Genomic DNA, 20,164 nt, shown 5'->3' on the forward strand with positions numbered 1-20,164 from the left:
TCGGCCTGAGCCCGCCCGGCCCCGGCTATCCCGACCATGGTCCGCCCGACCCCGCCGGGCTCAGGCCGGTTCGGCGGCGGCCCGCTGGGCGCGGCGGCGGCGCCGGCGGCGCCAGGCCCACACGCCGACCGCGCCGATGGCGGGCACGGCCACGACCACCAGGATCGGCACCACCACCGCCAGCACCGAGGTGATGAGGCTGGCCGCGTCCTCCAGGAAGCTGACCACGGGGCCGCCCGCGCCGAAGGTCACCGCGTTGAGCACCGGCCGGGCGACGGCCTTGAGCGCGTGGAACGCCAGCGCGATCACCACGCCGGTGGCGATGGGCCACCAGGAGCCGCCGTCGGCGGAGGCGGCGAGTTCGGCACCGGTCACCGAGGACATGCCCGCGCCGAAGGTGATGCCGCCCGAGGTGGGGCGGACCAGCGTCTGCACGACGTCGTTGACGCTGTCGACACCGGGGATCTTGTCGGCGGCGAACTCCAGGACGAGCAGCACGCCGAAGAGGACGAGGACCACCGGGTGCTCCAGCCACTGCCACCCCGACCCCAGGGTGAGCAGGTCGGTGTAGCGGGCGATGAGCCCGACCACCAGCAGCGGCACGTAGGCGTTCAGCCCGGCCGCCGAGGCCAGTCCGGTCCCGGTGAGGAATTCCAGCATCCGCGCTCCCGCCGTCGCCGCGGGGCCACCGCGGCCCCGCCACGGTGTGGGACGCCGGAGACCGCGCCGGGGTTCCCGCCGTGGTCCTCCGATCACGCCCGGCCTCCCACCGCGCGCACCCCCGGGAGGCTCCACCGCGCGGCCCGGGGTACGGAGAGGGCGCCCGGCGGGCCGCGACCGCCGCCCGGTGGGTCGCCCGGTGCGTCGCCCGGGTCACTGCCGGTAGTTCTCGACCTCCGAGACGGGGCGCGGGCGGGCGGAGTCGGGGTCGCCGCCGAACTCCTCCTGGGCGCGGCGCCGGCGGAGGAGGTCCCAGCACTGGTCGAGGGACTCCTCCAGTTCCCGCATCCGCCGCCGCTCCTCGGGGGTGAGCCGGTGCTCGCTCTGCTCGCGCAGGTCGCGCTCCTCGGTCACCAGGTCGTTGATGCGGCCGAGGATGTCGTGGTCCCGGCCCGTCGGTTCGCTCATGATCTCCATGGTCGGCGCCCCGCGCCCGCTTGGCAAGGGCCGCGCACCATCGTCGCCCCAGCTCACGCGGACCCGGCACCCGCTCCCGCGTCCGGCCGTCGGCGCACGTCAGGTGGCGTCCCGGTGGGGGTCCCGGTTGAAGCGGCCGTCCGGGGGAATCTGTGCCGCGCCGGGGCCCGCCCCGGCCACCCCCCGTTCCCCGTCAGGAAGACCCCCCGATGAAGCTCTACGCCGACCGACCCCTCCGCCTGCTGTTCCAGGTCCTCGCCGACGCGCTCGCCGTCGTGTGGATCTTCGCCTGGGTCCGGGCCGGGCTCGCCCTGTACGACGCGCTCAACGCCCTGGCGGCCCCCGGGCGGCTGATGACGGACGCGGGTGACGGCCTGACGGCCAACATGACCGACGCGGCGGAGCTGGTGCGCGAGGTGCCGCTGGCCGGCGACAGCCTGGCGGCGCCGTTCACCAGCGTGGGCGAGGCGGGGACCTCGCTGAGCGAGGCGGGGACGTTGTTCCAGCAGAACGTCGCCGACCTCGCCATGACGCTGGCGCTGCTCACCACCGCCGTTCCGGTGCTGCTCGTGCTGGTGACCTGGCTGCCCGCCCGGCTCCGCTGGGCGCGGCGGGCCGGCGGCGCGGCGCGGCTGCGGTCGCTGCCCGAGGGGTCCGGCGACCGGCTGCTGGCGCTGCGCGCGCTGGCCTCGGTGTCGCCCGCCCGGCTCGCGGCCGTGCACCCCGACCCGGTGGGCGCGTGGCAGTCCGGCGACCCTGCGGTGGTGCGCGGACTGGCCGACCTGGAACTCCGCCGCTCCGGGCTGTCGGCGCGCCACCGCTGACCCCCGGTGTCCGCCCCGGACGGACGCCCGTCCGGGGCGGTCCGCCGGTGCGGCGGGCCGCTACCGGTGGCCGCCGTTCCGGGCGCCACAGGGGGCCATGCCCCACGATGGGCGGGCGGACCCGAGCGGTCCGCACCGCGACGACGGACAGGAGACGGCATGCCCGACACCCCGCCCCCCGCTCCCGAAGGCCCCGGCCCCGACCCCGATCCCGGCCGCCGAGTCTCCACCCCCGGAGGTCCCGGCCCCGCAGGCGCCCCGATCGCCGCCTCCGCGCACGGGCGGCCCGGCGGTGGATCCCGCCGCGCGTCGGGCGCCGAGGCGCTCCCCTACGCGCGCGAGCGGGCCGACGTGGTCGGCGCGGTCCGGGCGCTGGTCGCCGACCGGCTCGTGGTGGGCACGGCGGGCAACGTGAGCGTCCGGACCGGCGACGGCGCGGTGGCGGTCACCCCGTCGGCGGTCGACTACGGTGCGCTGACCCCCGGCCTGGTCGGCGTCCACGCCGCCGACGGCACCGCCCTCGACGCCCCGCTCCGGCCGACCAGCGAGCTGGGCCTGCACCTGGCGGTGTACGCGCGCACGTCGGCGCGGGCGGTGGTGCACACCCACTCCCCCGCCGCCACCGCGCTGTCGGTGCTGGTGCCGGAGGTCCCGCCGGTGCACTACTACCTGGCGCTGTTCGGCGGCCGCGTCCCGGTGGTGCCCTACGCGCCGTACGGCGGGCCGGAGCTGGCGGCGGCGGCCGCCGGGGCCCTGGCCGGCGGGAGTGCCTGCCTGCTGGGCAACCACGGGGCCGTGGTGACGGGCGCCTCCCTGGACCAGGCGGTGGAGCGGGCGGGCTACCTGGAGTGGGTGTGCGACGTGGCGCTGCGCGCCCTGTCAGCGGTGCCCGGCCAAGCCCGCGCACCGAGGCTGCTCACCCCGGCGGAGATGGCCGAGGCGGTGGAGCGGATCTCCGGCTACCGCCCCGGCCCACCGCAGGCCGACGGCTGACGCCGCGCACCGCGCGGCCCGCTGAGCGGCGCGGCGCCGTGTTGGCGTGGCCTGGCGCAATCGGGCGACCGGCGCGGCTCCGGTGCCCGCGCATCGCGCGGGGGCCGGGCGCGGGCGTTCGGCGGACGCGTGTCCCCGGAGCGGAGCGGCGGCCGACCGGTACGGCCGGAGAGGGGCGACGGCGGCCGGCCGGCACGGCCGGAGGGACGGCGTCCCCCACTCGTCGGCCGTGCCGGGGTTCGCCCTGATGTGTCCCGACTCGTGTGCCGGGGGTCGGCGCAGCGCCCATACTCGGTAGGGCGGGGGACGGGCCCGCCGCGCGGCGTGCGGCGTCCGCGGCGCCGGGAATGACCCGCGCCGTTCGGGCGCTGACATACTCCGAGGGGGTATATTGATGGCTGAAGACCAGCAGGAGCAGGGGACCACCGGCATGGCCACCTACGGCTACCACGACAACAAGCAGAGCCACCTCAACCGGCTGCGCCGGATCGAGGGGCAGGTGCGCGGGTTGCAGCGGATGGTCGAGGACGACGCCTACTGCATCGACATCCTGACCCAGACCGCCGCGGTCAACAAGGCGCTGCGGTCGTTCGCGCTGTCGATGCTCGACGAGCACCTGAAGCACTGCGTGGGCCACGCCGTCGCCAACGGCGGCGCCGAGGCCGACGAGAAGGTGCGCGAGGCGTCGGAGGCCATCGCCCGGCTGGTGCGCTCCTGACCCACACCACACGCCACAACGGAGGCGGGCCATGGCCACCACCATCACGGTCAGCGGGATGACCTGCGGGCACTGCGTCAACGCCGTCAAGGAGGAGGTGTCGGCGCTGCCCGGCGTCACCTCGGTCGACGTCGAACTCGACAGCGGGCGGGTCACCATCGACGGCACCGAGCCGATCGACCCCGACCGGCTCACCGCCGCCATCGACGAGGCCGGCTACACCATCGTCGCCTGACCCCCCGGGGCCCGGCCGCGGTGTGCGGCCGGGGCCCGCACCGGGCGGGCGGCGCGGGCCCGAGCACACCGTGCGCGCCGGGCGTCCCTCACGCGTCGGCGGCGTCCAGCAGGCGGGCGCTCTCCTTGCGCGACGCGGCGGCGTCGAGGTAGTGCCCCGCCTCGATGTCGACGAAGGTCGACGGCTTGCCGTGCGCGAACCCCAGCCGCGACACCTCGCCGCCGGTGAGCGCCCGGATCAGCCAGTTGGCGGTCACCCGCGCGCGGGCCGGCCCCGAGGGCAGCGCCCACAGGTGGTAGGCGCGGGTCACCGCGAACGCCGGCAGCCCCGACAGGTCGTAGCCCATCGGGCGGGCCACCGCGTCGCGGCCGCTCAGGTCGACCACCAGGCCCATGTCGCGGTGGGAGAAGTCGCGCAGCGGGCGGCGCAGCAGCGACGCCACCACGTTGTCGGCCACGGTCACGCCCTGCCGCTGGGCGTACTGGGCGGTGGGCGGGCAGAGGGCCCCCTCGTCGTCCTTGGACAGGTCGGGGACCGCGGCCGCGTCGCCCACGGCGAAGACGTCGCGCTGGTCGGGCACGACCAGGTCGGTGCCGACCTTGAGCTTGCCGCGCTCGGTGGGGGCGCCCAGCGACTCCATCAGCGGGCTCGGCGAGGTGCCGGCGGTCCAGATCAGCGTCCGGCACGGCAGGACGCGGCCGTCGGTCAGCGCCACCTTGTGCTCGGTGACCTCGCGGACCGACACCTCCAGCTTCACCTCGATGTCCAGCCCGCGCAGCAGGTCGAGGGCCTCCTCGCCCAGGTTGGTACCCAGTTCGGGCAGCAGCCGCGGCGCGATGTCGACCAGGTGCCACCGGATGACCCGGCGGAGGTCGGGGTAGCGCTTGGCGGCCTCCATGGTGAGGCGGCGCAGCGACGCGGCGGTCTCGACCCCGGTGTAGCCGCCGCCGACCACGACGAACCGGCAGCGCTCCTCGCGCTCGACGGGGTCGTCGGTGGCGTTGGCGAGTTCCAGCTGGGCGAGCACGTGGTCGCGCAGCACGACGGCCTCGGCCAGGTTCTTGTTGCCGAACCCGTGCTCGGTCAGGCCGGGGATGTCGAAGACGCGGGTGAGGCTGCCGGGCGCCAGGACGAGCCGGTCGTAGGGCTCGCACACGACCTCGTCGGAGATCTTCTTGACGACGACCACCTTGCGCTCGGGGTCGATGCCGATGGCCGACCCGGGCACCATGCGGGTGCGGCGCAGCAGCCGGTGCAGCGACACCGCGAGCGACTGCGGGGTGAGCAGCCCGGACGCCACCTGCGGCAGCAGCGGACTGTAGAGCATGTAGTCGTTGGGTGAGACGAGGACGATCTCGGCGGCGCCCTGCGGAATCCGCCGTTCGAGCCGGCGCAGGGCGTGCAGCCCCGCGAAGCCGGCGCCGACCACCACGATGCGCGGCCGTGTCATCGATGAACCACTCCCCCTAGCGGCCGCCCGCCCGGCGCGGGGCCGGTGGGCGGCGTTGCGCGTTCTCCGCTCCAGCGCCTGCCCGGCGCCGGGGGGCTCAAACGTGCGGGCGGCGGCGCCGGGCCCGCCGGGGCGCGGTCAGCCGTCGGCGAGCAGGGCGGCGGTGCCCATGGCGAGCAGCAGGTCGGCCATGCGGTCGGTGGAGAGCCCGCCCGCGCTGTGCGGGGTGGAGTTGAGCAGGCCGAACACGGCGTGCACGGCGGCGCGCAGGTCGGCGGCGGGCCGGTCGGGCCGCAGCCGCGCGAGCACCGCGACCCACTCCTCGACGTAGCCCCGCTGGAGGCGGCGGATGCGGCGGCGTTCGGCGGCGGGCACGTTTCCCAGTTCGCGGTCGTGCACGGTGATGAGGGCGGGTTCGCCCAGCGCGAAGGCGACGTGCCCGCGCAGCAGGGCCTCCAGGGCGGCGCGGGGGTCGTCGGCGGCGGCCGCGGCGCGGGCCCGGCCGTCGGCGGCCAGCCGTTCGCTGACGTCGAGCAGCATCGACGCCAGCAGCGCCTCCTTGCCGGGGAAGTGCCGGTAGAGCGCGGGGCCGGTGGTGCCCACGGCCCGGCCGAGGTCCTCGATGGTGACGCCGTGGAAGCCGCGCGCCGCGAACAGCTCGGCGGCGGCGCGCAGGATCTCGGCGCGTCTGCCGCCCGGCCCCCGATCGCCCACGGCCCCTCCCGCCTCGCCCCCGCCGGCCCTGGACACCGGCGTTAACGGTCACTAACATCGCCCATGTTAGCGGTCGTTAACACGAGGGGGGAAGATGACCGGGCCACCCGTGCTCACCTCGGCGGTCGACACCGGCGGGGCGGCGTTCGCCCGCAACGCCGAGGCCAACCGGGCGCTCGTCGCCCGGTTGCGCGAGCACCTCGCGGCGGCCGCCCTCGGCGGCCCCGAGCGCGCCCGCGCCCGGCACGTCGAACGCGGCAAGCTGCTGCCCCGCGACCGGATCGACGCCCTCCTCGACCCCGGCAGCCCGTTCCTGGAGCTGTCGCCGCTGGCCGGCCACGGCCTCTACGGGCCCGACGGCGGCGACGCCCCCGCCGCGGGGATCATCACCGGGGTGGGGCGCGTCCAGGGGCGCGAGGCGGTGGTGGTCGCCAACGACGCCACGGTCAAGGGCGGCAGCTACTACCCCATGACGGTGAAGAAGCACCTGCGCGCCCAGGAGGTCGCGCTCCACAACCACCTGCCGTGCTTCTACCTCGCCGACTCCGGCGGCGCGTTCCTGCCCATGCAGGACGACGTCTTCCCCGACCGCGAGCACTTCGGCCGCATCTTCTTCAACCAGGCGACCATGTCGCGGCTGGGCATCCCGCAGCTCGCCGCGGTCCTCGGCTCGTGCACGGCGGGCGGCGCCTACGTCCCCGCCATGAGCGACGAGGCCGTCATCGTGCGCGGGCAGGGCACCATCTTCCTCGGCGGCCCCCCGCTGGTGAAGGCCGCCACCGGCGAGGTCGTCACCGCCGAGGAGCTGGGCGGCGGCGACGTCCACTCCCGGGTCTCCGGGGTCACCGACCACCTCGCCGACGACGACGCGCACGCCATCACCGTGCTGCGCCGCATCGCCGCCACTCTCGGCCCCCGGCCCGAACCCGCGTGGGAGCGGCGCCCGTCGCGGCCGCCCGCCCACGACCCCGCCGAGCTGCACGGCGTGGTCCCGCCCGACACCCGCACCCCCTACGACGTGCGCGAGGTCATCGCCCGCGTCGTGGACGCCGGGGAGTTCACCGAGTTCAAGGCCGAGTACGGCACCACCCTGGTCACCGGGTTCGCGCACATCCACGGCCACCCGGTGGGCATCGTCGCCAACAACGGCATCCTGTTCGCCGAGTCGGCGCTGAAGGGCGCGCACTTCATCGAGCTGTGCGACCGGCGGCGCGTCCCGCTGGTGTTCCTGCAGAACATCTCCGGGTTCATGGTGGGCCGCGACTACGAGGCGGGCGGTATCGCCAAGCACGGCGCGAAGATGGTCACCGCGGTCGCCTGCGCCCGCGTGCCCAAGTTCACCGTCGTCATCGGCGGCTCCTTCGGCGCCGGCAACTACAGCATGTGCGGGCGGGCCTACTCCCCCCGCTACCTGTGGATGTGGCCCAACGCGCGCATCTCGGTCATGGGCGGCGAGCAGGCGGCGTCGGTCCTGGCCACGGTGCGCCGCGACCAGTACGACGCGCGCGGCGAGGACTGGCCCGCCGAGGCCGAGGAGGAGTTCAAGCGCCCCATCCGCGACCAGTACGAGCGGCAGGGCGACCCCTACTACTCCACCGCGCGGCTGTGGGACGACGGGGTCATCGACCCCGCCGACACCCGCACCGTGCTCGGCCTGGGCCTGGCCTCAGCCCGGCACTCCCCGCTGGAGCCGGTCGGCTACGGCGTCTTCCGGATGTGAGGTGGCGATGACGCACCCGATGCCCACCGTCCTGGTCGCCAACCGCGGCGAGATCGCCGTGCGGGTCATCCGCACCCTGCGGCGGCTCGGCATGCGGTCGGTGGCGATCCACGGCGACGGCGACCCCGGCGCCCGCCACGTCCGCGCGGCCGACACGGCCGTGCGCGTGGGCGGGGCCGCGCTCGCCGACAGCTACCTGAACGGCGACGCCATCATCGCCGCCGCCGTCGCCGAGGGCGCCGACATGGTCCACCCCGGCTACGGCTTCCTGTCCGAGAACGCCGGGTTCGCGCGCGCGTGCGCCGCCGCCGGGCTGGTGTTCGTCGGCCCGCCGCCCGAGGCCATCGAGGCGATGGGCGACAAGATCCGCGCCAAGGCCACCGTCGCCGCCGCCGGGGTGCCGCTGCTGCCCGGGTTCGCCGAGCACCGCCCCGGGGCGCCCGGCGGCGGCGCGGACGGCCTCCCGGCCGGCCCGCTGTCCGACGACGACCTGCGCCGCGCCGCCGACCGCGTCGGCTACCCCTTGCTGGTCAAGCCGTCCGCCGGGGGCGGCGGCAAGGGCATGCGGCTGGTCCGCGACCCCGCCGACCTGCCCGCGGCGGCCGCCGCGGCCCGCCGCGAGGCCGCCGCCGCGTTCGGCGATCCCACCCTGCTCGTGGAGCGCTACGTCGAGCACCCCCGCCACATCGAGGTGCAGGTCCTCGCCGACGCGCACGGCAACGTGGTGCACCTCGGCGAGCGCGAGTGCAGCCTGCAGCGCCGCCACCAGAAGATCGTCGAGGAGGCCCCCTCCCCGCTGCTCACCCCGGACCAGCGCGCCGCCATGGGCCGCGCCGCCGTCGCGGCCGCCCGCGCGTGCGGCTACGTCGGCGCCGGGACGGTCGAGTTCATCGTCCGGCCGCCCGGCGCGGTCGGCGGCGGCTGGGCGGACGGCGGGCTCGACTACGCGTTCCTGGAGATGAACACCCGCCTGCAGGTGGAGCACCCGGTCACCGAGGCGGTGACCACCGTCGGCGGGCGGCGCGGGGTCGACCTCGTGGAGCTGCAGCTGCGCGTGGCGCGCGGCGAGCCGCTGCCGTTCACCCAGGACGACATCGGGTTCGCGGGCCACGCGGTGGAGTCCCGCGTCTACGCCGAGGACCCCGACCGCGGCTTCCTGCCCACCGGCGGCCGGGTGCTGCTGCTGGACGAGCCCGAGGGCGAGGAGGTGCGGGTCGACTCCGGCCTCGACGCGGGCACCGAGGTCACCTCCGCCTACGACCCCATGCTCGCCAAGGTGATCACCTGGGGGGCCGACCGCGCCGCCGCCCTCGCCCGCATGGACACCGCGCTGGCCGACTACACCCTCCTCGGGTGCCCCACCAACGTGGCGTTCCTGCGCCGGCTGCTGCGCCACCCCGCCGTCGCGGCGGGCGACCTCGCCACCGACCTCACCGAGCGCGTCCGCCCCGAACTGGCCGACACCGGCGGCCCGCCCGAGGAGGCGCTCGCCGCCGCGGCGCTGGACCACCAGCTCGGCCTGGAGCCCGCCGGCCCCGGCGCCGACCGGTTCGACGTGCCCGACGGCTGGCGCGTCGGCGGCCCGGCGTGGACCACCTGGCGGCTGCGCGCCCCGCACCGCGACCCCGTCACGGTGCGCGTGCGCCGCGCGGACGCCGGCGCCGCCCCGGGAGCGGGGACCGCGTTCGAGGTCCGCGTCGGCGCGGCCGACCCGGTGCTGGCCCGCGCGGCCCGCTCCGCCGACGGCCGCCGCCTCACCGTCGCCTACGCCGGGCGCACCGCGGCCTACGCGCGCGCCGCCGACGCCGGCGACCTGTGGCTGGGCCGGGGCGGCGCCGCGTGGCGGTTCGCCGAGGAGCCCGCGTACGCGCCCGCGCGCGGCGCCGAGCAGGCCGCCGACGGGGTCCTGCGCAGCCCGATGCCGGGCACCGTCCTCGCCGTGCCCGTCACCGAGGGCCAGCACGTCACCGCGGGCACCCCGGTCGTCGTGGTCGAGGCCATGAAGATGGAGCACGCGGTCACCGCCCCGGTCGACGGCGTCGTCACCCGCCTGGAGGCCCGGCCGGGCCGCCCGGTCGCCATGGACGCCGTCCTGGCCGCCATCGTCCCCGGGCCGGCCGGCGCCCCGCCCGGCCCGGCACCGGAGGCCGGCGCGCCCGGCGCCGCCGCACCCGCCACGAGCAAGGAGTGAGGGCATGACCCACGGACTGTCCGCCGAGCACGAGGAGCTGCGCCGCACGGTCGAGGCGTTCGCCCGCGAGGAGGTGGCCCCGGTCATCGGCGACTACTACGAGCGGGGCGCGTTCCCCTACGACATCGTCGCGGCGATGGGGCGGATGGGCCTGTTCGGGCTGCCGTTCCCCGAGGAGTACGGCGGCATGGGCGGCGACTACTTCGCCCTGTGCCTGGCGCTGGAGGAGCTGGCCCGCGTCGACTCCTCGGTCGCCATCACCCTGGAGGCGGGGGTGTCGCTGGGGGCCATGCCGATCTACCGGTTCGGCTCGGCCGAGCAGAAGCGGACCTGGCTGCCGCGGCTGTGCGCGGGCGAGGCGCTGGGCGCGTTCGGGCTGACCGAGCCGGGCGCCGGCTCCGACGCGGGCGGCACCCGCACCACGGCCCGGCTGGAGGACGGCGCGTGGGTCGTCAACGGCACCAAGTCGTTCATCACCAACTCCGGCACCGACATCACCGCCCTGGTGACGGTGACCGCGGTCACCGGGCGGCGGCCCGACGGCCGGCCGGAGATCTCGGCCATCCTGGTGCCGTCGGGCACCCCCGGGTTCGAGCTGGGCCAGAAGTACTCGAAGGTGGGCTGGAACGCCTCCGACACCAACGAGCTGGTGTTCACCGACTGCCGGGTGCCCGAGGAGAACCTCGTCGGCGAGCGCGGCCGCGGCTACGCCCAGTTCCTGCGCACCCTGGACGAGGGGCGCATCGCCATCGCCGCGCTCGCGGTGGGCCTGGCCCAGGGCTGCGTGGACGAGAGCGTGCGCTACGCCGGCGAGCGCGAGGCGTTCGGCCGGCACATCGGCGGCTACCAGGCGATCCAGTTCAAGATCGCCGACATGGAGGCCCGCGCCCACACCGCCCGCCTGGCCTACTACGACGCCGCGGCGCGCATGCTCGCCGGTGAGCCGTTCAAGAAGCAGGCCGCGATCGCCAAGCTGGTGGCGTCCAACGCCGCCATGGACAACGCCCGCGACGCCACCCAGGTGTTCGGCGGCTACGGCTTCATGAACGAGTTCCCCGTCGGCCGCTTCTACCGCGACGCCAAGATCCTGGAGATCGGCGAGGGCACCAGCGAGGTCCAGAAGATGCTCATCGCCCGCGAACTCGGCCTCCCCGCCTGACCCCCCGCCCGGGACCGGGCGGGGGTCACGCGCCGCGGAGGGAGCGCACCGCGTAGATGCGGCGCCGGCGGCCGCCGGCGCCGCGCACGTCGGTCACCTCGACCTCGGCCTCGACGCGTTTCCCGAAATGGCGTCCGAGGTCGCGGGTGACCTCCTCCGCGCTGCTCGCCCGCACGATCCCGCCGTCGTCGGTCCGGATCTCCACCGTGCCGCGCAGCGCGCTCACGCTCCCGAGCCATCCGCGCACCGTGACGGTGCCCCCCGGCCGGAACTCGCTCTCCTCGCAGACGGTGCGGACGCGCATCGCCCCGGCGGCGGTCCACCGGCTGCTCCGGGTGTGGCCGCCGGAGTGCCACGCCGCGCTGAGCCCCAACCCGGCGTCCGAGAGGCCGCCGGTGAGCGAACCGAGGTGCTTCATCGCCCGCGGCCCCAGGGTGGTGAGCCGCTCCGCGAGCCGGTCGTCGGCTTCCTCCGACCCCTCCGATACGTCGATGACGTCGAAGACGGTGTCGACGGCGTCGTCCAGGATGGTCGGCAGCGTTCCCATGCGGTCGGACGGATCGATGCCGTCCGGGTCGGGACCGTACAGTTCCACCCCGAAGGAGGAGGGGTAGACGGCCGCGGCGCTGAGCGCGGTCGACTCGCGGATGTGGCGTGGGATCGGGGCGCTGCCGGTGGGCCGGCCGGTCAAGGCCTGGGCGACCGCCGCGACCGATTCCTGGAGGTTGGACAGGAACGCCCCGAGGACCGAGATGCGCACGGTGTGGGTGTCCGTGTCGGCACCGGTGAGGGCGACGTCGAGGCGCCGCCGCGGCGCGGGGCCGGCCTCGTCCCCGTGGAGCAATCGCCGCCGCTGAACGGCGGCGAACTCCTCGGGGGTACCGGGTGCGGCGCCGCCGGGGCGGCGGTTCTCACGCATCCACCGGCGCACGGCCGCCTTGTCACGCGGATCCGGGAAGGGCGTCGCGGCGCTCACACCAGCACCTCCACATATCCTCGGCGCGACGGGCGCGGCGCGCTCGCCTGCGCCGCGGGCCGGCAGCGCTGCCAGATCTCATCGTAGAGCCCGAGGTCCCGGAACGACCGGTCCGTGGCGTCGGTGAGGCGGCGGGGCGCCAGATCCCCGAAGGACAGGTCCTCCGGCAACCGCAGGAGGTAGGCGTCGACGCGCATGCCGCGCTCGACGCACCAGGTCCGGTCGGTGAGGTCGTCGAGTGAGCGCAGTTCGTCGCGTTGCAGCCGGTCGAAGGCCGCCGCGCGCAGCAGGTAGGTGACGTCGACGTCGGCGGGGTCGAGCTTGCCGCTGACGAAGCTGCCGCCCAGCCATAGGCGGGTGATCTCGCCGGCCTCCGCCTCCACGGCCGCCCGGTGCAGCTCCCACTCGGCCCAGATGGGTGCGCGCGTCGCGGAGGCCGTGAAGCCGGGGGCCGACACCAGGCGGTCGTGCAGGGTGTCGAGATCGGCGGTGTACCGCCCCGGCGGAAGCAGCCCGGTCACCGGGTCGAACTCCGGCAGGAGCACCGCGCCCCCTCTCGCGTGTGGATCACGGGCGTGTCGAATGATAGCGGCGGCGGCCCGGGGTCGGAGGGTGAACGCCGGTGCCCGGACGGGGGCGGGATGGGGTAGACCTGGTGGGCATGGAGACGTCGGGGATGGTGTACGACCGGTGGGGGGACGGGGTTCCCGTCCTGCTGCTGCACGGGCTCGGGCACCGGCGGCAGACCTGGTACGCCGTGGCGCGGCACCTCGCCGCCGGGCACGACGTGGTCGCGCCCGACCTGCCCGGGTTCGGGGCGTCGCCGCCGCCCGGGGCGGCCGACCGCTACGACATCGAGGCGCTGGTCGACACGGTGCGCCGGTTCTGCGCCGACCTCGGGTGGGATCGGCCGCACGTCGCCGGGAACTCGCTGGGCGGCGCCATCGCCCTGGAGCTGGGCGCGCGCGGGTTCGCGGCGTCGGTCACCGCGCTGTCGCCGATCGGGTTCGGGTCGGCGCGGGAGGGGGCGGGGGCGCGGGTGCTCGCGCGCGGCGCCCGGCTGGCCGCGCGCATCCCCGAACCGGTGCGGGTGGCCGCCGCCGACAGCCCGCCCCTGCGGTCGATCGCGCGTCGGGTGCTGCGCGGCGACCCGTCGGCGGCGTCGGCCCGCCGTCTGGCGTTCGACGCGACCGTGCTCTCGGCGGGGTCCCCGTTCGTCCGGCTCGTGCCGCACGTGGCCGCCTACGCCTTCCGGGCGCGGCGGGTGCCGTGCCCGGTGACGATCGCGTGGGGCGACCGCGACCGGCTGCTGCCCGCCGCGGGGGCGCGGCGGGCGCTGCGCCGCATCCCGCACGCCCGGCAGGTCTCCCTGCTGGGGTGCGGGCACATCCCGATGGCCGACAACCCGCGCGCCGTCGCGGCGGAGATCCGGCAGACCTGCCGGACGGCGGGCGAACCCCTTCCCGGCTGAGGCGGAGGGGGCGGTGCGGCGTCCGGTCGGCCCCGGGGCGGCGCCGTGGCGCGCGTAGGCGCCCGACGCGGCCGGGGGGCCTACGGGAGGCGGCGCCGCCTCCCGGTGCGCCACGGGCGCATCGGGCGAGGGGTGGTCAGCCGCGGCGGTCGTGGACGGCGGCGCGGAGTTCGGCGATCGCGTCGGCCACGGGCACGCCGTTGTTCTGCGAGCCGTCGCGGTAGCGGAAGGACACCGCGCCCTTGCTGACGTCGTCGTCGCCGGCGAGCAGCATGAAGGGGACCTTCTGCTTCTGCGCGTTGCGGATCTTCTTCTGCATCCGGTCGTCGCTCGCGTCGACCTCGACCCGCAGGCCCTCGGCGCGCATGCGGGCGGCGACGTCGTTCAGGTAGGGCACGTGCTCGTCGGCGATGGGGATGCCGACGGCCTGCACCGGCGCCAGCCACGCCGGGAACGCGCCCGCGTAGTGCTCCAGCAGGACCGCGAAGAACCGCTCGATCGACCCGAACAGCGCCCGGTGCAGCATGACCGGGGTCCGCCGGGAGCCGTCGGCGGCGGTGTACTCCAGGTTGAACCGCTTGGGCTGCTGGAAGTCGACCTGGATGGTCGACATCTGCCAGGTGCGGCCGATGGCGTCGCGGGCCTGGACGGAGATCTTCGGGCCGTAGTAGGCCGCGCCGCCGGGGTCCATGACCAGGTCGAGGTCCTGCTTCTGCGCGGCCTGGCGCAGGGTCTCGGTGGCCTCGGCCCACTCCTCGGGCTCGCCGATGAACTTGTCGGAGTCGCCGCGGGTGGACAGCTCCAGGTAGAAGTCGCTCAGCCCGTAGTCGCGCAGCAGGTCGAGCACGAACGTGAGCAGGGTGTCGAGCTCGTCCGGCATCTGCTCGGTGGTGCAGTAGATGTGCGCGTCGTCCTGGGTGAACCCGCGGGCGCGGGTCAGGCCGTGGACCACGCCGGACTTCTCGTACCGGTAGACGGTGCCGAACTCGAACAGCCGCAGCGGCAGCTCGCGGTAGGAGCGGCCGCGTGCCCGGAACACGAGGTTGTGCATCGGGCAGTTCATGGCCTTGAGGTAGTAGTCCTGCCCCTCGAACTCCATGGGGGGGAACATGGACTCGGCGTAGTTCGGCAGGTGCCCCGAGGTCTCGAACAGCTTGGCCTTGGAGATGTGCGGGGTGTTGACGAACTCGTAGCCGGCCTCCTCGTGGCGGCGGCGCGAGTACTGCTCCATCTCCTTGCGGACGACGCCGCCCTTGGGGTGGAACACGGCCAGGCCGGACCCCAGCTCGTCGGGGAAGGAGAACAGGTCGAGTTCGGCGCCCAGCTTGCGGTGGTCGCGCTTCTCGGCCTCCTCCAGGAACGCCAGGTACTCCTTGAGCGCGTCGCGCGACTCCCACGCGGTGCCGTAGATGCGCTGGAGCTGCGGGTTCTTCTCGCTGCCCCGCCAGTAGGCGGCGGCCGAGCGCATGAGCTTGACGGCGGGCACCGCGCGGGTGGTGGGCAGGTGCGGGCCGCGGCACAGGTCCTTCCAGCACAGTTCGCCGGTGCGCGGATGCACGTTGTCGTAGATGGTGAGCCCGCCGGCGCCGACCTCGACGGAGGCGCCCTCGGCCGCGTCGCCCGCGCCGCCCTTGAGGCCGATCAGCTCCAGCTTGTAGGGCTCGGCGGCGAGTTCGGCGCGGGCGTCGTCGTCGGACACCGCGCGCCGCTCGAACCGCTGGCCCTGCTTGACGATCTCCAGCATGCGCTTCTCGATGCGCTTGAGGTCGTCGGGGGTGAACGGCTCGGCGACGTCGAAGTCGTAGTAGAAGCCGTTGTCGATGGGCGGGCCGATGCCCAGCTTGGCCTCGGGGAACAGCTCCTGCACGGCCTGGGCCATGATGTGCGCGGCGGAGTGGCGCAGGATCGACCGGCCCTCGTCGGAGCCGATCTCGATGGGCTCGACGGTGTCGCCGTCGGCGACCTCGTGGTCGAGGTCGCGCGGCTCGCCGTTGACGCGGGCGGCGATGACGGTGCGCCCGTCGGCGTCGAGCGCCTGCCCGGCCGTCGTCCCGGCCGCCACCGCACGCTCGGTTCCGGCGAGGGTGATACGCAGCTCAGGCACGGCGGACACGGGGACTCCTTCGGCAGGCGGTTCACGTACGGCGCGGCCGCCGTCGCGCGGCGGCGGGCGGTCGCGGGCGGGGGCGCCCCGGGCGGGGCGCGGGCACCCGGGCTCCGATGCTATCGGCTCCGGTGGGCCCGGGCCGCAGGAACCGCCCCGTGGCGGCGGGCGCGGGGCGGGCGGCCGCGGTGGGACGGCGGGGCGGGGCCGGCCCGGTCGACCCGGTCGGAGCGGGCCCGGACCGCCGCGCTCCGCCGACCGCGCGGAGGGCGCCGCCGCGCGGGCGGTGGAGGGCCGCATCCCCGTCGTGGCACGGATTCCGGTCCGTCCCGTGCGGCCCGTTACCTTCGCTTGATACGGCCGACTATTGTGAATTCATGTCACCGAGCCCTATGACCGGCACCGACGATCCGGACCCGGCGGCATCACGCCCGACCACCGCCCGTGCGCGGCGGTGGCGCCGCTTCCGCGTCCGCCTGCGCATCTGGCGGATGCGCATGCACGCCCATCCCGTGTCCAGTGCCACCTGGCGTACCGCCGTGGCCGTGGTGGGCGGCCTCATCCTGCTCGCCGGGGTCGTCATGTGCGTGACCCCCGGGCCGGGCGCGGCGGCGATCGTCCTCGGCCTCGCCATCCTGTCGACCGAGTTCGCGTGGGCGCACGGCATGCTCGGCTACGCCCGCCGCTGGGCGCACCGCGCCCGCCAGAAGGCACGCGCCGTGCGGCGGCGCGGGCGCGAACGGCGGCGCCTGCGGCGCGGCTGAACCCGCGGCGCGGCGCGCCCGGAACCCGATCCGGACGTCCGGAACCCGGCCGCTGCCGCCGTGGCGGCGGGCCGGGCCGCGGCGCGCCCGGAGACGCAAGCGAAGAGGCCGGTTCCCGGGAAGGGAACCGGCCTCTTCGGCGCTGTGGGCGATACTGGACTCGAACCAGTGACCTCGTCGGTGTGAACGACGCGCTCTAGCCAACTGAGCTAATCGCCCGGAGTCGTGACCCCGCCGTGTCCCCGGCGGCGCCGACAAGGAAGACTCTAGCGCATTCGGCGGGGTGCCGAGCGCACGGTCGCCGCGCGGGGAACCGGTCCACCTGTGATCGACGTCTCATGCGCGGCGGCATCCGCTCGGTCAAGGGCGGGTAAAACGTGAAACCCCTTCATGCCATGGGGTCCGAACGGCGGAGGGAGGCGCCGGGGGCGACCCGCGGTTGGGACGCGTGACGCGGCACACAGATCATGGGGAATTCTTGGTTTCCGCAGCTCATTACATTGACGGAGGGATCGGCGAGGCCGCGGCGCGACGCCCCTTCGCGATCTCCGAGTAAAAGTCTCCCAATGGCGCGTCATAGGCCGCGCCCTGCCGCGTTGGAGCGGGTGAGACGGCAAGAGACCCGCGCATCCGCGGGGCCGGACGAGAAAAGGTACGGCGAACATGAACAGTAGCGACACCACTGCCACCGCCGAGCTGGGACTCCGGCTGGTGGTTCCGGACCGCACGGCGGTCCCCCTGGTCGCTCGGCTCGACTACACCGCCGACGACCCCTACGCGATCACGGTGGCGTTCCACACCGGCGAGGACGAGCCGGTCGAGTGGATCTTCGCCCGCGAGCTGCTGACGGTCGGCATCGTGCGCCGGGTCGGCGAGGGCGACGTGCAGGTGTGGCCGTCCAAGGGCGCCGGGGAGCGCACCATCAACATCGCGCTGTCGTCGCCGTTCGGGCAGGCGCAGTTCGACGCCCCGGTGTCGCCGCTGGCCGAGTTCCTGCACCGCACCTACGAGATCGTGCCCGCCGGCCAGGAGGGCGACTACGTCGACCTCGACAGCGAGATCGAGCGCCACCTGCACACCTGAGGCGCTGGTCCGGCCCGGAGGCCGCGCGGAGGTCCCGTGGGCCACGCGTGCCGTCGACCAGGCCCGCACGGACAGGACTGCGGTGGCGGTATACCCGCCGCCCGGCCCCGCCAAACGCGGACGCCGGCGCGATGGCGGGCACGCCGCGACACCGGTGTCGCGGCGCCCCGCACGGTCCTACTGCTGAGTGTCGGCTCAGCGCCGACTCAGTACCACTCAGTGCCGGCTCAGGGGTCCATGTCGGACGCGCCGCGTTCGACGAACACCTCCATGGTCTTGCGGGTGACCGGCCCCGGCGCCGCGGGCAGCTCCCGGCCGTCGACGGCGCGGATGGGCTGCACGTCGCGCCCGGTGGAGGTCAGGAACGCCTCGGAGGCGTCGGCGAGGGCCGACATCGGGATGTCGACCTCCTCTCCCCCGGCCCACTCCAGCACCAGCTCGCGGGTGATCCCGGCGAGGGGGCCCGCCGACAGCGGAGGGGTGACCAGCCGACCGTCGAGCACGAGGAAGATGTTGCTGCCCGTGCCCTCGCACAGGTTCCCGGCCGTGTTGGCGAAGATCGCCTCACCGGCGCCGCGCTCCTTGGCGTAGCCCAGCGCGCGCACGTTGTCGGCGTAGGAGGTCGTCTTCATGCCCGTGAGGGCGCCGTTCTCGTTGCGCGTCCACGGCACCACGGCGACGTCGGCGGTCGGCGCGATCGGCGGGAACGGCGCGATGGCGACGATCAGGGTCGGCTCGCCGCCGACCCGCTCCGACCCCAGCGGCGCGGTGCCCGCGGTGTAGGTGATGCGGATGCGCGACGTCCCGACCTCCTGGTTGGCGTCGAGCGCCTGCGCGACGCCGTCGGCCACCAGGTCCAGGTCGGGCTCGGGCAGCCCGATCCCCGTGGCCGAGCGCGCCAGCCGGCGCAGGTGCCGCGTGAGGGCGAACGGCCGGCCGGCCACCCCCTTGACCGTCTCGAACACGCCGTCGCCCACGGTGACACCGTGGTCGAGGACGGGAATCCGCGCCTCGTCCGCGTCGAGCACCCGGCCCCGGCCGTAGCCGGCACCCGCGATCCACACCCGCATGCCTGTCCACCCCTCATGTGTCGCGCCATGGCGCGTGCGCTCCGCGGGGGCGGGCGCACGGTCGCCCGTGACCTGATCCTGCCACTTTCCCGCGCCGGTCGGGCCGCGCCCGACCCGGCCCCCGGGTTCCGCGCCCGCCGCGCTGACCTGCGCGCGCCCGCCCCTGCGTACGGCGAAACGGGCGGGGGTAACGTAACCCCACGGTCCGGCCGACGGCTTCGGGCCCGGCGCCGCCGCTCCGACGCCGCATCGGAAGCCGGATGGACGGATCACGAATGGCTATCATCTGGGCAACGCTTATGGGGACTCCTCTGCCCCGGAGGGGTGCCCGCGGGCGGCCGCGCGGCCCACGGCGGGTCGTCGGGCGTCCGCACCCGCGACGACGACAGATCAAGAGAGCTATGACCTCACGGAGCACCGCCCCCGGCGAGTTGAGCTGGTTGCTCGACGACCTCCTCACACGCGCGCAGGGCACCCAGCACGCGATCGTGCTGTCGACCGACGGCCTGCTGATGGCCTCCTCCAGCAAACTCGACCGCCCGGCCGCCGAGCACCTCGCGGCCATCGCCTCGGGGCTGCACAGCCTCGCGGGCGGCGCCAGCAAGCAGTTCGGCGCGGGCGGCATCCGGCAGAGCATCATCGAGATGGACGAGGCGTTCCTGTTCGTCGCCGCGGCGGGCGAGGGCGCGTGCATGGCGCTGGTGTCCGACACCGAGTGCGACGTCGGCCTGGTCGCCTACGAGATGAACAAGGTGATCCAGCGCGTCGGCCAGTACCTGTCGGCCCCGCCGCGCCCGGACATGCCCACCACCCCCGCGCACGTCGAACGCTGACACCGAGTTCACGCCGCACGCGGCCCCGCGGCAGAGCCGTCCGCGGCGGCGCGCGGCCCCGGTCCCCCCTTCCCCCGGGGGGCGCTGTGCGCACCGGCGCCCTCCCCACCCCCCTGTCGGACGCGGCGGCACGGCCCGCCTGGGGAATCGGTTCGCCCCGGGGGCCGCGATCCGCTAGAGTTCGTAACGCAGCGAGGGCGACACCCCGGCCCCACCGGGGGCCCGCACCCGCCGCGCGGACGTGGCTCAGCTGGTAGAGCATCACCTTGCCAAGGTGAGGGTCGCGGGTTCGAATCCCGTCGTCCGCTCTGCATGCAGTACTTGTGCACGGGCCTGCCCGTGTCACGCGGACGTGGCTCAGCTGGTAGAGCATCACCTTGCCAAGGTGAGGGTCGCGGGTTCGAATCCCGTCGTCCGCTCGGAGGAAGCCGTAGGGGGTCGCCACGAGGCTCGGTCGCGGCTCGCGGCGGAGTGGCCGAGTGGCTTAGGCAAGGGACTGCAAATCCCTGTACACGGGTTCGATTCCCGTCTCCGCCTCCACGTCGTCCCGCACGGGCGGTTAGCTCAGTTGGTTAGAGCGCTACCTTGACACGGTAGAGGTCACAGGTTCGAATCCTGTATCGCCCACCCTTGCCGAAAGCGGCCCGGAGACCCCGTCTCCGGGCCGCTTCGGTGTTCCCGCCAACCGCCGCTCCTGGGAGCGCTCTCGGTCGCCCCGGCTC

General features: G+C 75.2%; 19 protein-coding genes and 5 tRNA genes. 15 read left to right on the forward strand and 9 right to left on the reverse strand.

From position 1 onward, the window contains the following. Nucleotides 1–60: 60 nt before the first annotated feature. Entirely contained in the window at nucleotides 61–660 is a 600-nt protein-coding gene (locus tag NT8_RS03455; RefSeq protein ID WP_067964164.1) for a DUF4126 domain-containing protein, read from the reverse strand. A gap of 213 nt (nucleotides 661–873) precedes the next feature. After that, complete coding sequence (locus NT8_RS03460) at nucleotides 874–1,128, reverse strand: DUF2630 family protein (RefSeq protein ID WP_067964266.1); 255 nt, start codon at nucleotides 1,126–1,128, stop codon at nucleotides 874–876. Between the two features lie 218 nt (nucleotides 1,129–1,346). Here NT8_RS03460 and NT8_RS03465 point away from each other — a divergent pair, with 218 nt between their 5' ends. The 4 genes from NT8_RS03465 (at nucleotide 1,347) to NT8_RS03480 (ending at nucleotide 3,907) form a co-directional block, all read left to right on the forward strand. Next, nucleotides 1,347–1,961, forward strand: a complete 615-nt coding sequence (locus NT8_RS03465; protein WP_067964166.1) for a hypothetical protein — start codon at nucleotides 1,347–1,349, stop codon at nucleotides 1,959–1,961. Between the two features lie 159 nt (nucleotides 1,962–2,120). Continuing rightward, nucleotides 2,121–2,954, forward strand: a complete 834-nt coding sequence (locus NT8_RS03470; RefSeq protein WP_084468617.1) for a class II aldolase/adducin family protein — start codon at nucleotides 2,121–2,123, stop codon at nucleotides 2,952–2,954. 430 nt (nucleotides 2,955–3,384) lie between these two features. After that, complete coding sequence (locus tag NT8_RS03475) at nucleotides 3,385–3,672, forward strand: metal-sensitive transcriptional regulator (RefSeq protein WP_067964167.1); 288 nt, start codon at nucleotides 3,385–3,387, stop codon at nucleotides 3,670–3,672. A gap of 31 nt (nucleotides 3,673–3,703) precedes the next feature. After that, nucleotides 3,704–3,907: a heavy-metal-associated domain-containing protein gene (locus NT8_RS03480; RefSeq protein ID WP_067964171.1), complete on the forward strand. Its 204-nt coding sequence runs from the start codon at nucleotides 3,704–3,706 to the stop codon at nucleotides 3,905–3,907. A gap of 88 nt (nucleotides 3,908–3,995) precedes the next feature. Here the strand turns inward: NT8_RS03480 and NT8_RS03485 are convergent, their stop codons facing one another. Beyond that, complete coding sequence (locus tag NT8_RS03485; protein ID WP_067964174.1) at nucleotides 3,996–5,357, reverse strand: NAD(P)/FAD-dependent oxidoreductase; 1,362 nt, start codon at nucleotides 5,355–5,357, stop codon at nucleotides 3,996–3,998. A 138-nt stretch (nucleotides 5,358–5,495) separates the two neighbouring features. Then, nucleotides 5,496–6,071, reverse strand: coding sequence for an SACE_7040 family transcriptional regulator (locus NT8_RS03490; RefSeq protein ID WP_067964176.1), 576 nt, complete (start codon nucleotides 6,069–6,071; stop codon nucleotides 5,496–5,498). A 109-nt stretch (nucleotides 6,072–6,180) separates the two neighbouring features. On the opposite strand from NT8_RS03490, the gene NT8_RS03495 reads away from it, so the two are divergent. Genes NT8_RS03495 through NT8_RS03505 form a run of 3 tightly spaced genes read left to right on the forward strand, consistent with a single transcriptional unit; the run spans nucleotide 6,181 to nucleotide 11,141 of the window. Further along, nucleotides 6,181–7,791 carry a carboxyl transferase domain-containing protein gene (locus NT8_RS03495; protein ID WP_067964269.1) on the forward strand — a complete coding sequence of 537 codons (1,611 nt, stop codon included), beginning with the start codon at nucleotides 6,181–6,183 and terminating at the stop codon, nucleotides 7,789–7,791. A 7-nt stretch (nucleotides 7,792–7,798) separates the two neighbouring features. Continuing rightward, nucleotides 7,799–9,982 (forward strand): acetyl/propionyl/methylcrotonyl-CoA carboxylase subunit alpha, encoded by a 2,184-nt coding sequence (locus NT8_RS03500; RefSeq protein WP_067964178.1) that lies wholly within the window; start codon nucleotides 7,799–7,801, stop codon nucleotides 9,980–9,982. Between the two features lie 4 nt (nucleotides 9,983–9,986). Next, nucleotides 9,987–11,141, forward strand: coding sequence for an acyl-CoA dehydrogenase family protein (locus tag NT8_RS03505; RefSeq protein WP_067964180.1), 1,155 nt, complete (start codon nucleotides 9,987–9,989; stop codon nucleotides 11,139–11,141). 25 nt (nucleotides 11,142–11,166) lie between these two features. Here NT8_RS03505 and NT8_RS03510 read toward each other — a convergent pair whose 3' ends face one another. Further along, nucleotides 11,167–12,117, reverse strand: a complete 951-nt coding sequence (locus NT8_RS03510) for a hypothetical protein (RefSeq protein ID WP_217999051.1) — start codon at nucleotides 12,115–12,117, stop codon at nucleotides 11,167–11,169. Then, a complete protein-coding gene (locus tag NT8_RS03515; protein ID WP_067964182.1) occupies nucleotides 12,114–12,662 on the reverse strand; it encodes a DUF6932 family protein in 549 nt (182 codons plus the stop codon). The genes NT8_RS03510 and NT8_RS03515 overlap by 4 nt, the downstream gene beginning before the upstream one ends. Before the next feature lie 116 nt (nucleotides 12,663–12,778). Here NT8_RS03515 and NT8_RS03520 point away from each other — a divergent pair, with 116 nt between their 5' ends. Then, entirely contained in the window at nucleotides 12,779–13,588 is an 810-nt protein-coding gene (locus NT8_RS03520) for an alpha/beta fold hydrolase (protein WP_067964184.1), read from the forward strand. 136 nt (nucleotides 13,589–13,724) lie between these two features. Here NT8_RS03520 and thrS read toward each other — a convergent pair whose 3' ends face one another. Then, on the reverse strand, nucleotides 13,725–15,701 hold the full coding sequence (gene thrS, locus NT8_RS03525; protein WP_067964186.1) for a threonine--tRNA ligase: 1,977 nt from the start codon (nucleotides 15,699–15,701) through the stop codon (nucleotides 13,725–13,727). Nucleotides 15,702–16,069: 368 nt separating this feature from the next. Between thrS and NT8_RS03530 the strand changes: the two genes are divergently transcribed. Further along, nucleotides 16,070–16,456 (forward strand): PGPGW domain-containing protein, encoded by a 387-nt coding sequence (locus tag NT8_RS03530; protein WP_245646017.1) that lies wholly within the window; start codon nucleotides 16,070–16,072, stop codon nucleotides 16,454–16,456. Between the two features lie 145 nt (nucleotides 16,457–16,601). Here the strand turns inward: NT8_RS03530 and NT8_RS03535 are convergent. Further along, nucleotides 16,602–16,675: transfer RNA gene (locus NT8_RS03535), tRNA-Val, on the reverse strand. 444 nt (nucleotides 16,676–17,119) lie between these two features. Between NT8_RS03535 and NT8_RS03540 the strand changes: the two genes are divergently transcribed. Then, the gene (locus tag NT8_RS03540; RefSeq protein WP_067964188.1) at nucleotides 17,120–17,539 is read left to right on the forward strand and encodes an SsgA family sporulation/cell division regulator; all 420 of its coding nucleotides are present in this window, start codon (nucleotides 17,120–17,122) and stop codon (nucleotides 17,537–17,539) included. A 227-nt stretch (nucleotides 17,540–17,766) separates the two neighbouring features. Here NT8_RS03540 and NT8_RS03545 read toward each other — a convergent pair whose 3' ends face one another. After that, nucleotides 17,767–18,609 carry an aminotransferase class IV gene (locus tag NT8_RS03545; protein WP_067964190.1) on the reverse strand — a complete coding sequence of 281 codons (843 nt, stop codon included), beginning with the start codon at nucleotides 18,607–18,609 and terminating at the stop codon, nucleotides 17,767–17,769. A gap of 401 nt (nucleotides 18,610–19,010) precedes the next feature. Between NT8_RS03545 and NT8_RS03550 the strand changes: the two genes are divergently transcribed. The 5 genes from NT8_RS03550 to NT8_RS03570 all read left to right on the forward strand — a co-directional run bounded on the left by NT8_RS03550 (nucleotide 19,011) and on the right by NT8_RS03570 (nucleotide 20,069). Continuing rightward, nucleotides 19,011–19,442 carry a roadblock/LC7 domain-containing protein gene (locus NT8_RS03550; RefSeq protein WP_067964194.1) on the forward strand — a complete coding sequence of 144 codons (432 nt, stop codon included), beginning with the start codon at nucleotides 19,011–19,013 and terminating at the stop codon, nucleotides 19,440–19,442. 235 nt (nucleotides 19,443–19,677) lie between these two features. Further along, a tRNA-Gly gene (locus NT8_RS03555) sits at nucleotides 19,678–19,750 on the forward strand. 38 nt (nucleotides 19,751–19,788) lie between these two features. Further along, nucleotides 19,789–19,861, forward strand: a tRNA-Gly gene (locus NT8_RS03560). 46 nt (nucleotides 19,862–19,907) lie between these two features. Next, nucleotides 19,908–19,982: transfer RNA gene (locus NT8_RS03565), tRNA-Cys, on the forward strand. Between the two features lie 13 nt (nucleotides 19,983–19,995). Continuing rightward, nucleotides 19,996–20,069 (forward strand) — tRNA-Val (locus NT8_RS03570). Nucleotides 20,070–20,164 lie beyond the last annotated feature (95 nt).

The sequence above is a fragment of the Nocardiopsis trehalosi NBRC 14201 genome (assembly GCF_001552555.1).
GTDB classification, from domain to species: domain Bacteria; phylum Actinomycetota; class Actinomycetes; order Streptosporangiales; family Streptosporangiaceae; genus Nocardiopsis_B; species Nocardiopsis_B trehalosi.

Coding starts and splice junctions, on each gene's coding strand:
- NT8_RS03470 (WP_084468617.1), top strand. CDS start 2,121: ATGCCCGACACCCCGCCCCCCGCTCCCGAAGGCCCCGGCCCCGACCCC.
- NT8_RS03505 (WP_067964180.1), top strand. CDS start 9,987: ATGACCCACGGACTGTCCGCCGAGCACGAGGAGCTGCGCCGCACGGTC.
- NT8_RS03500 (WP_067964178.1), top strand. CDS start 7,799: ATGACGCACCCGATGCCCACCGTCCTGGTCGCCAACCGCGGCGAGATC.
- NT8_RS03545 (WP_067964190.1), bottom strand. CDS start 18,609: ATGCGGGTGTGGATCGCGGGTGCCGGCTACGGCCGGGGCCGGGTGCTC.
- NT8_RS03465 (WP_067964166.1), top strand. CDS start 1,347: ATGAAGCTCTACGCCGACCGACCCCTCCGCCTGCTGTTCCAGGTCCTC.
- NT8_RS03480 (WP_067964171.1), top strand. CDS start 3,704: ATGGCCACCACCATCACGGTCAGCGGGATGACCTGCGGGCACTGCGTC.
- NT8_RS03485 (WP_067964174.1), bottom strand. CDS start 5,357: ATGACACGGCCGCGCATCGTGGTGGTCGGCGCCGGCTTCGCGGGGCTG.
- NT8_RS03475 (WP_067964167.1), top strand. CDS start 3,385: ATGGCCACCTACGGCTACCACGACAACAAGCAGAGCCACCTCAACCGG.
- NT8_RS03520 (WP_067964184.1), top strand. CDS start 12,779: ATGGAGACGTCGGGGATGGTGTACGACCGGTGGGGGGACGGGGTTCCC.
- NT8_RS03540 (WP_067964188.1), top strand. CDS start 17,120: ATGAACAGTAGCGACACCACTGCCACCGCCGAGCTGGGACTCCGGCTG.
- NT8_RS03530 (WP_245646017.1), top strand. CDS start 16,070: ATGTCACCGAGCCCTATGACCGGCACCGACGATCCGGACCCGGCGGCA.
- NT8_RS03455 (WP_067964164.1), bottom strand. CDS start 660: ATGCTGGAATTCCTCACCGGGACCGGACTGGCCTCGGCGGCCGGGCTG.
- NT8_RS03460 (WP_067964266.1), bottom strand. CDS start 1,128: ATGAGCGAACCGACGGGCCGGGACCACGACATCCTCGGCCGCATCAAC.
- NT8_RS03550 (WP_067964194.1), top strand. CDS start 19,011: ATGACCTCACGGAGCACCGCCCCCGGCGAGTTGAGCTGGTTGCTCGAC.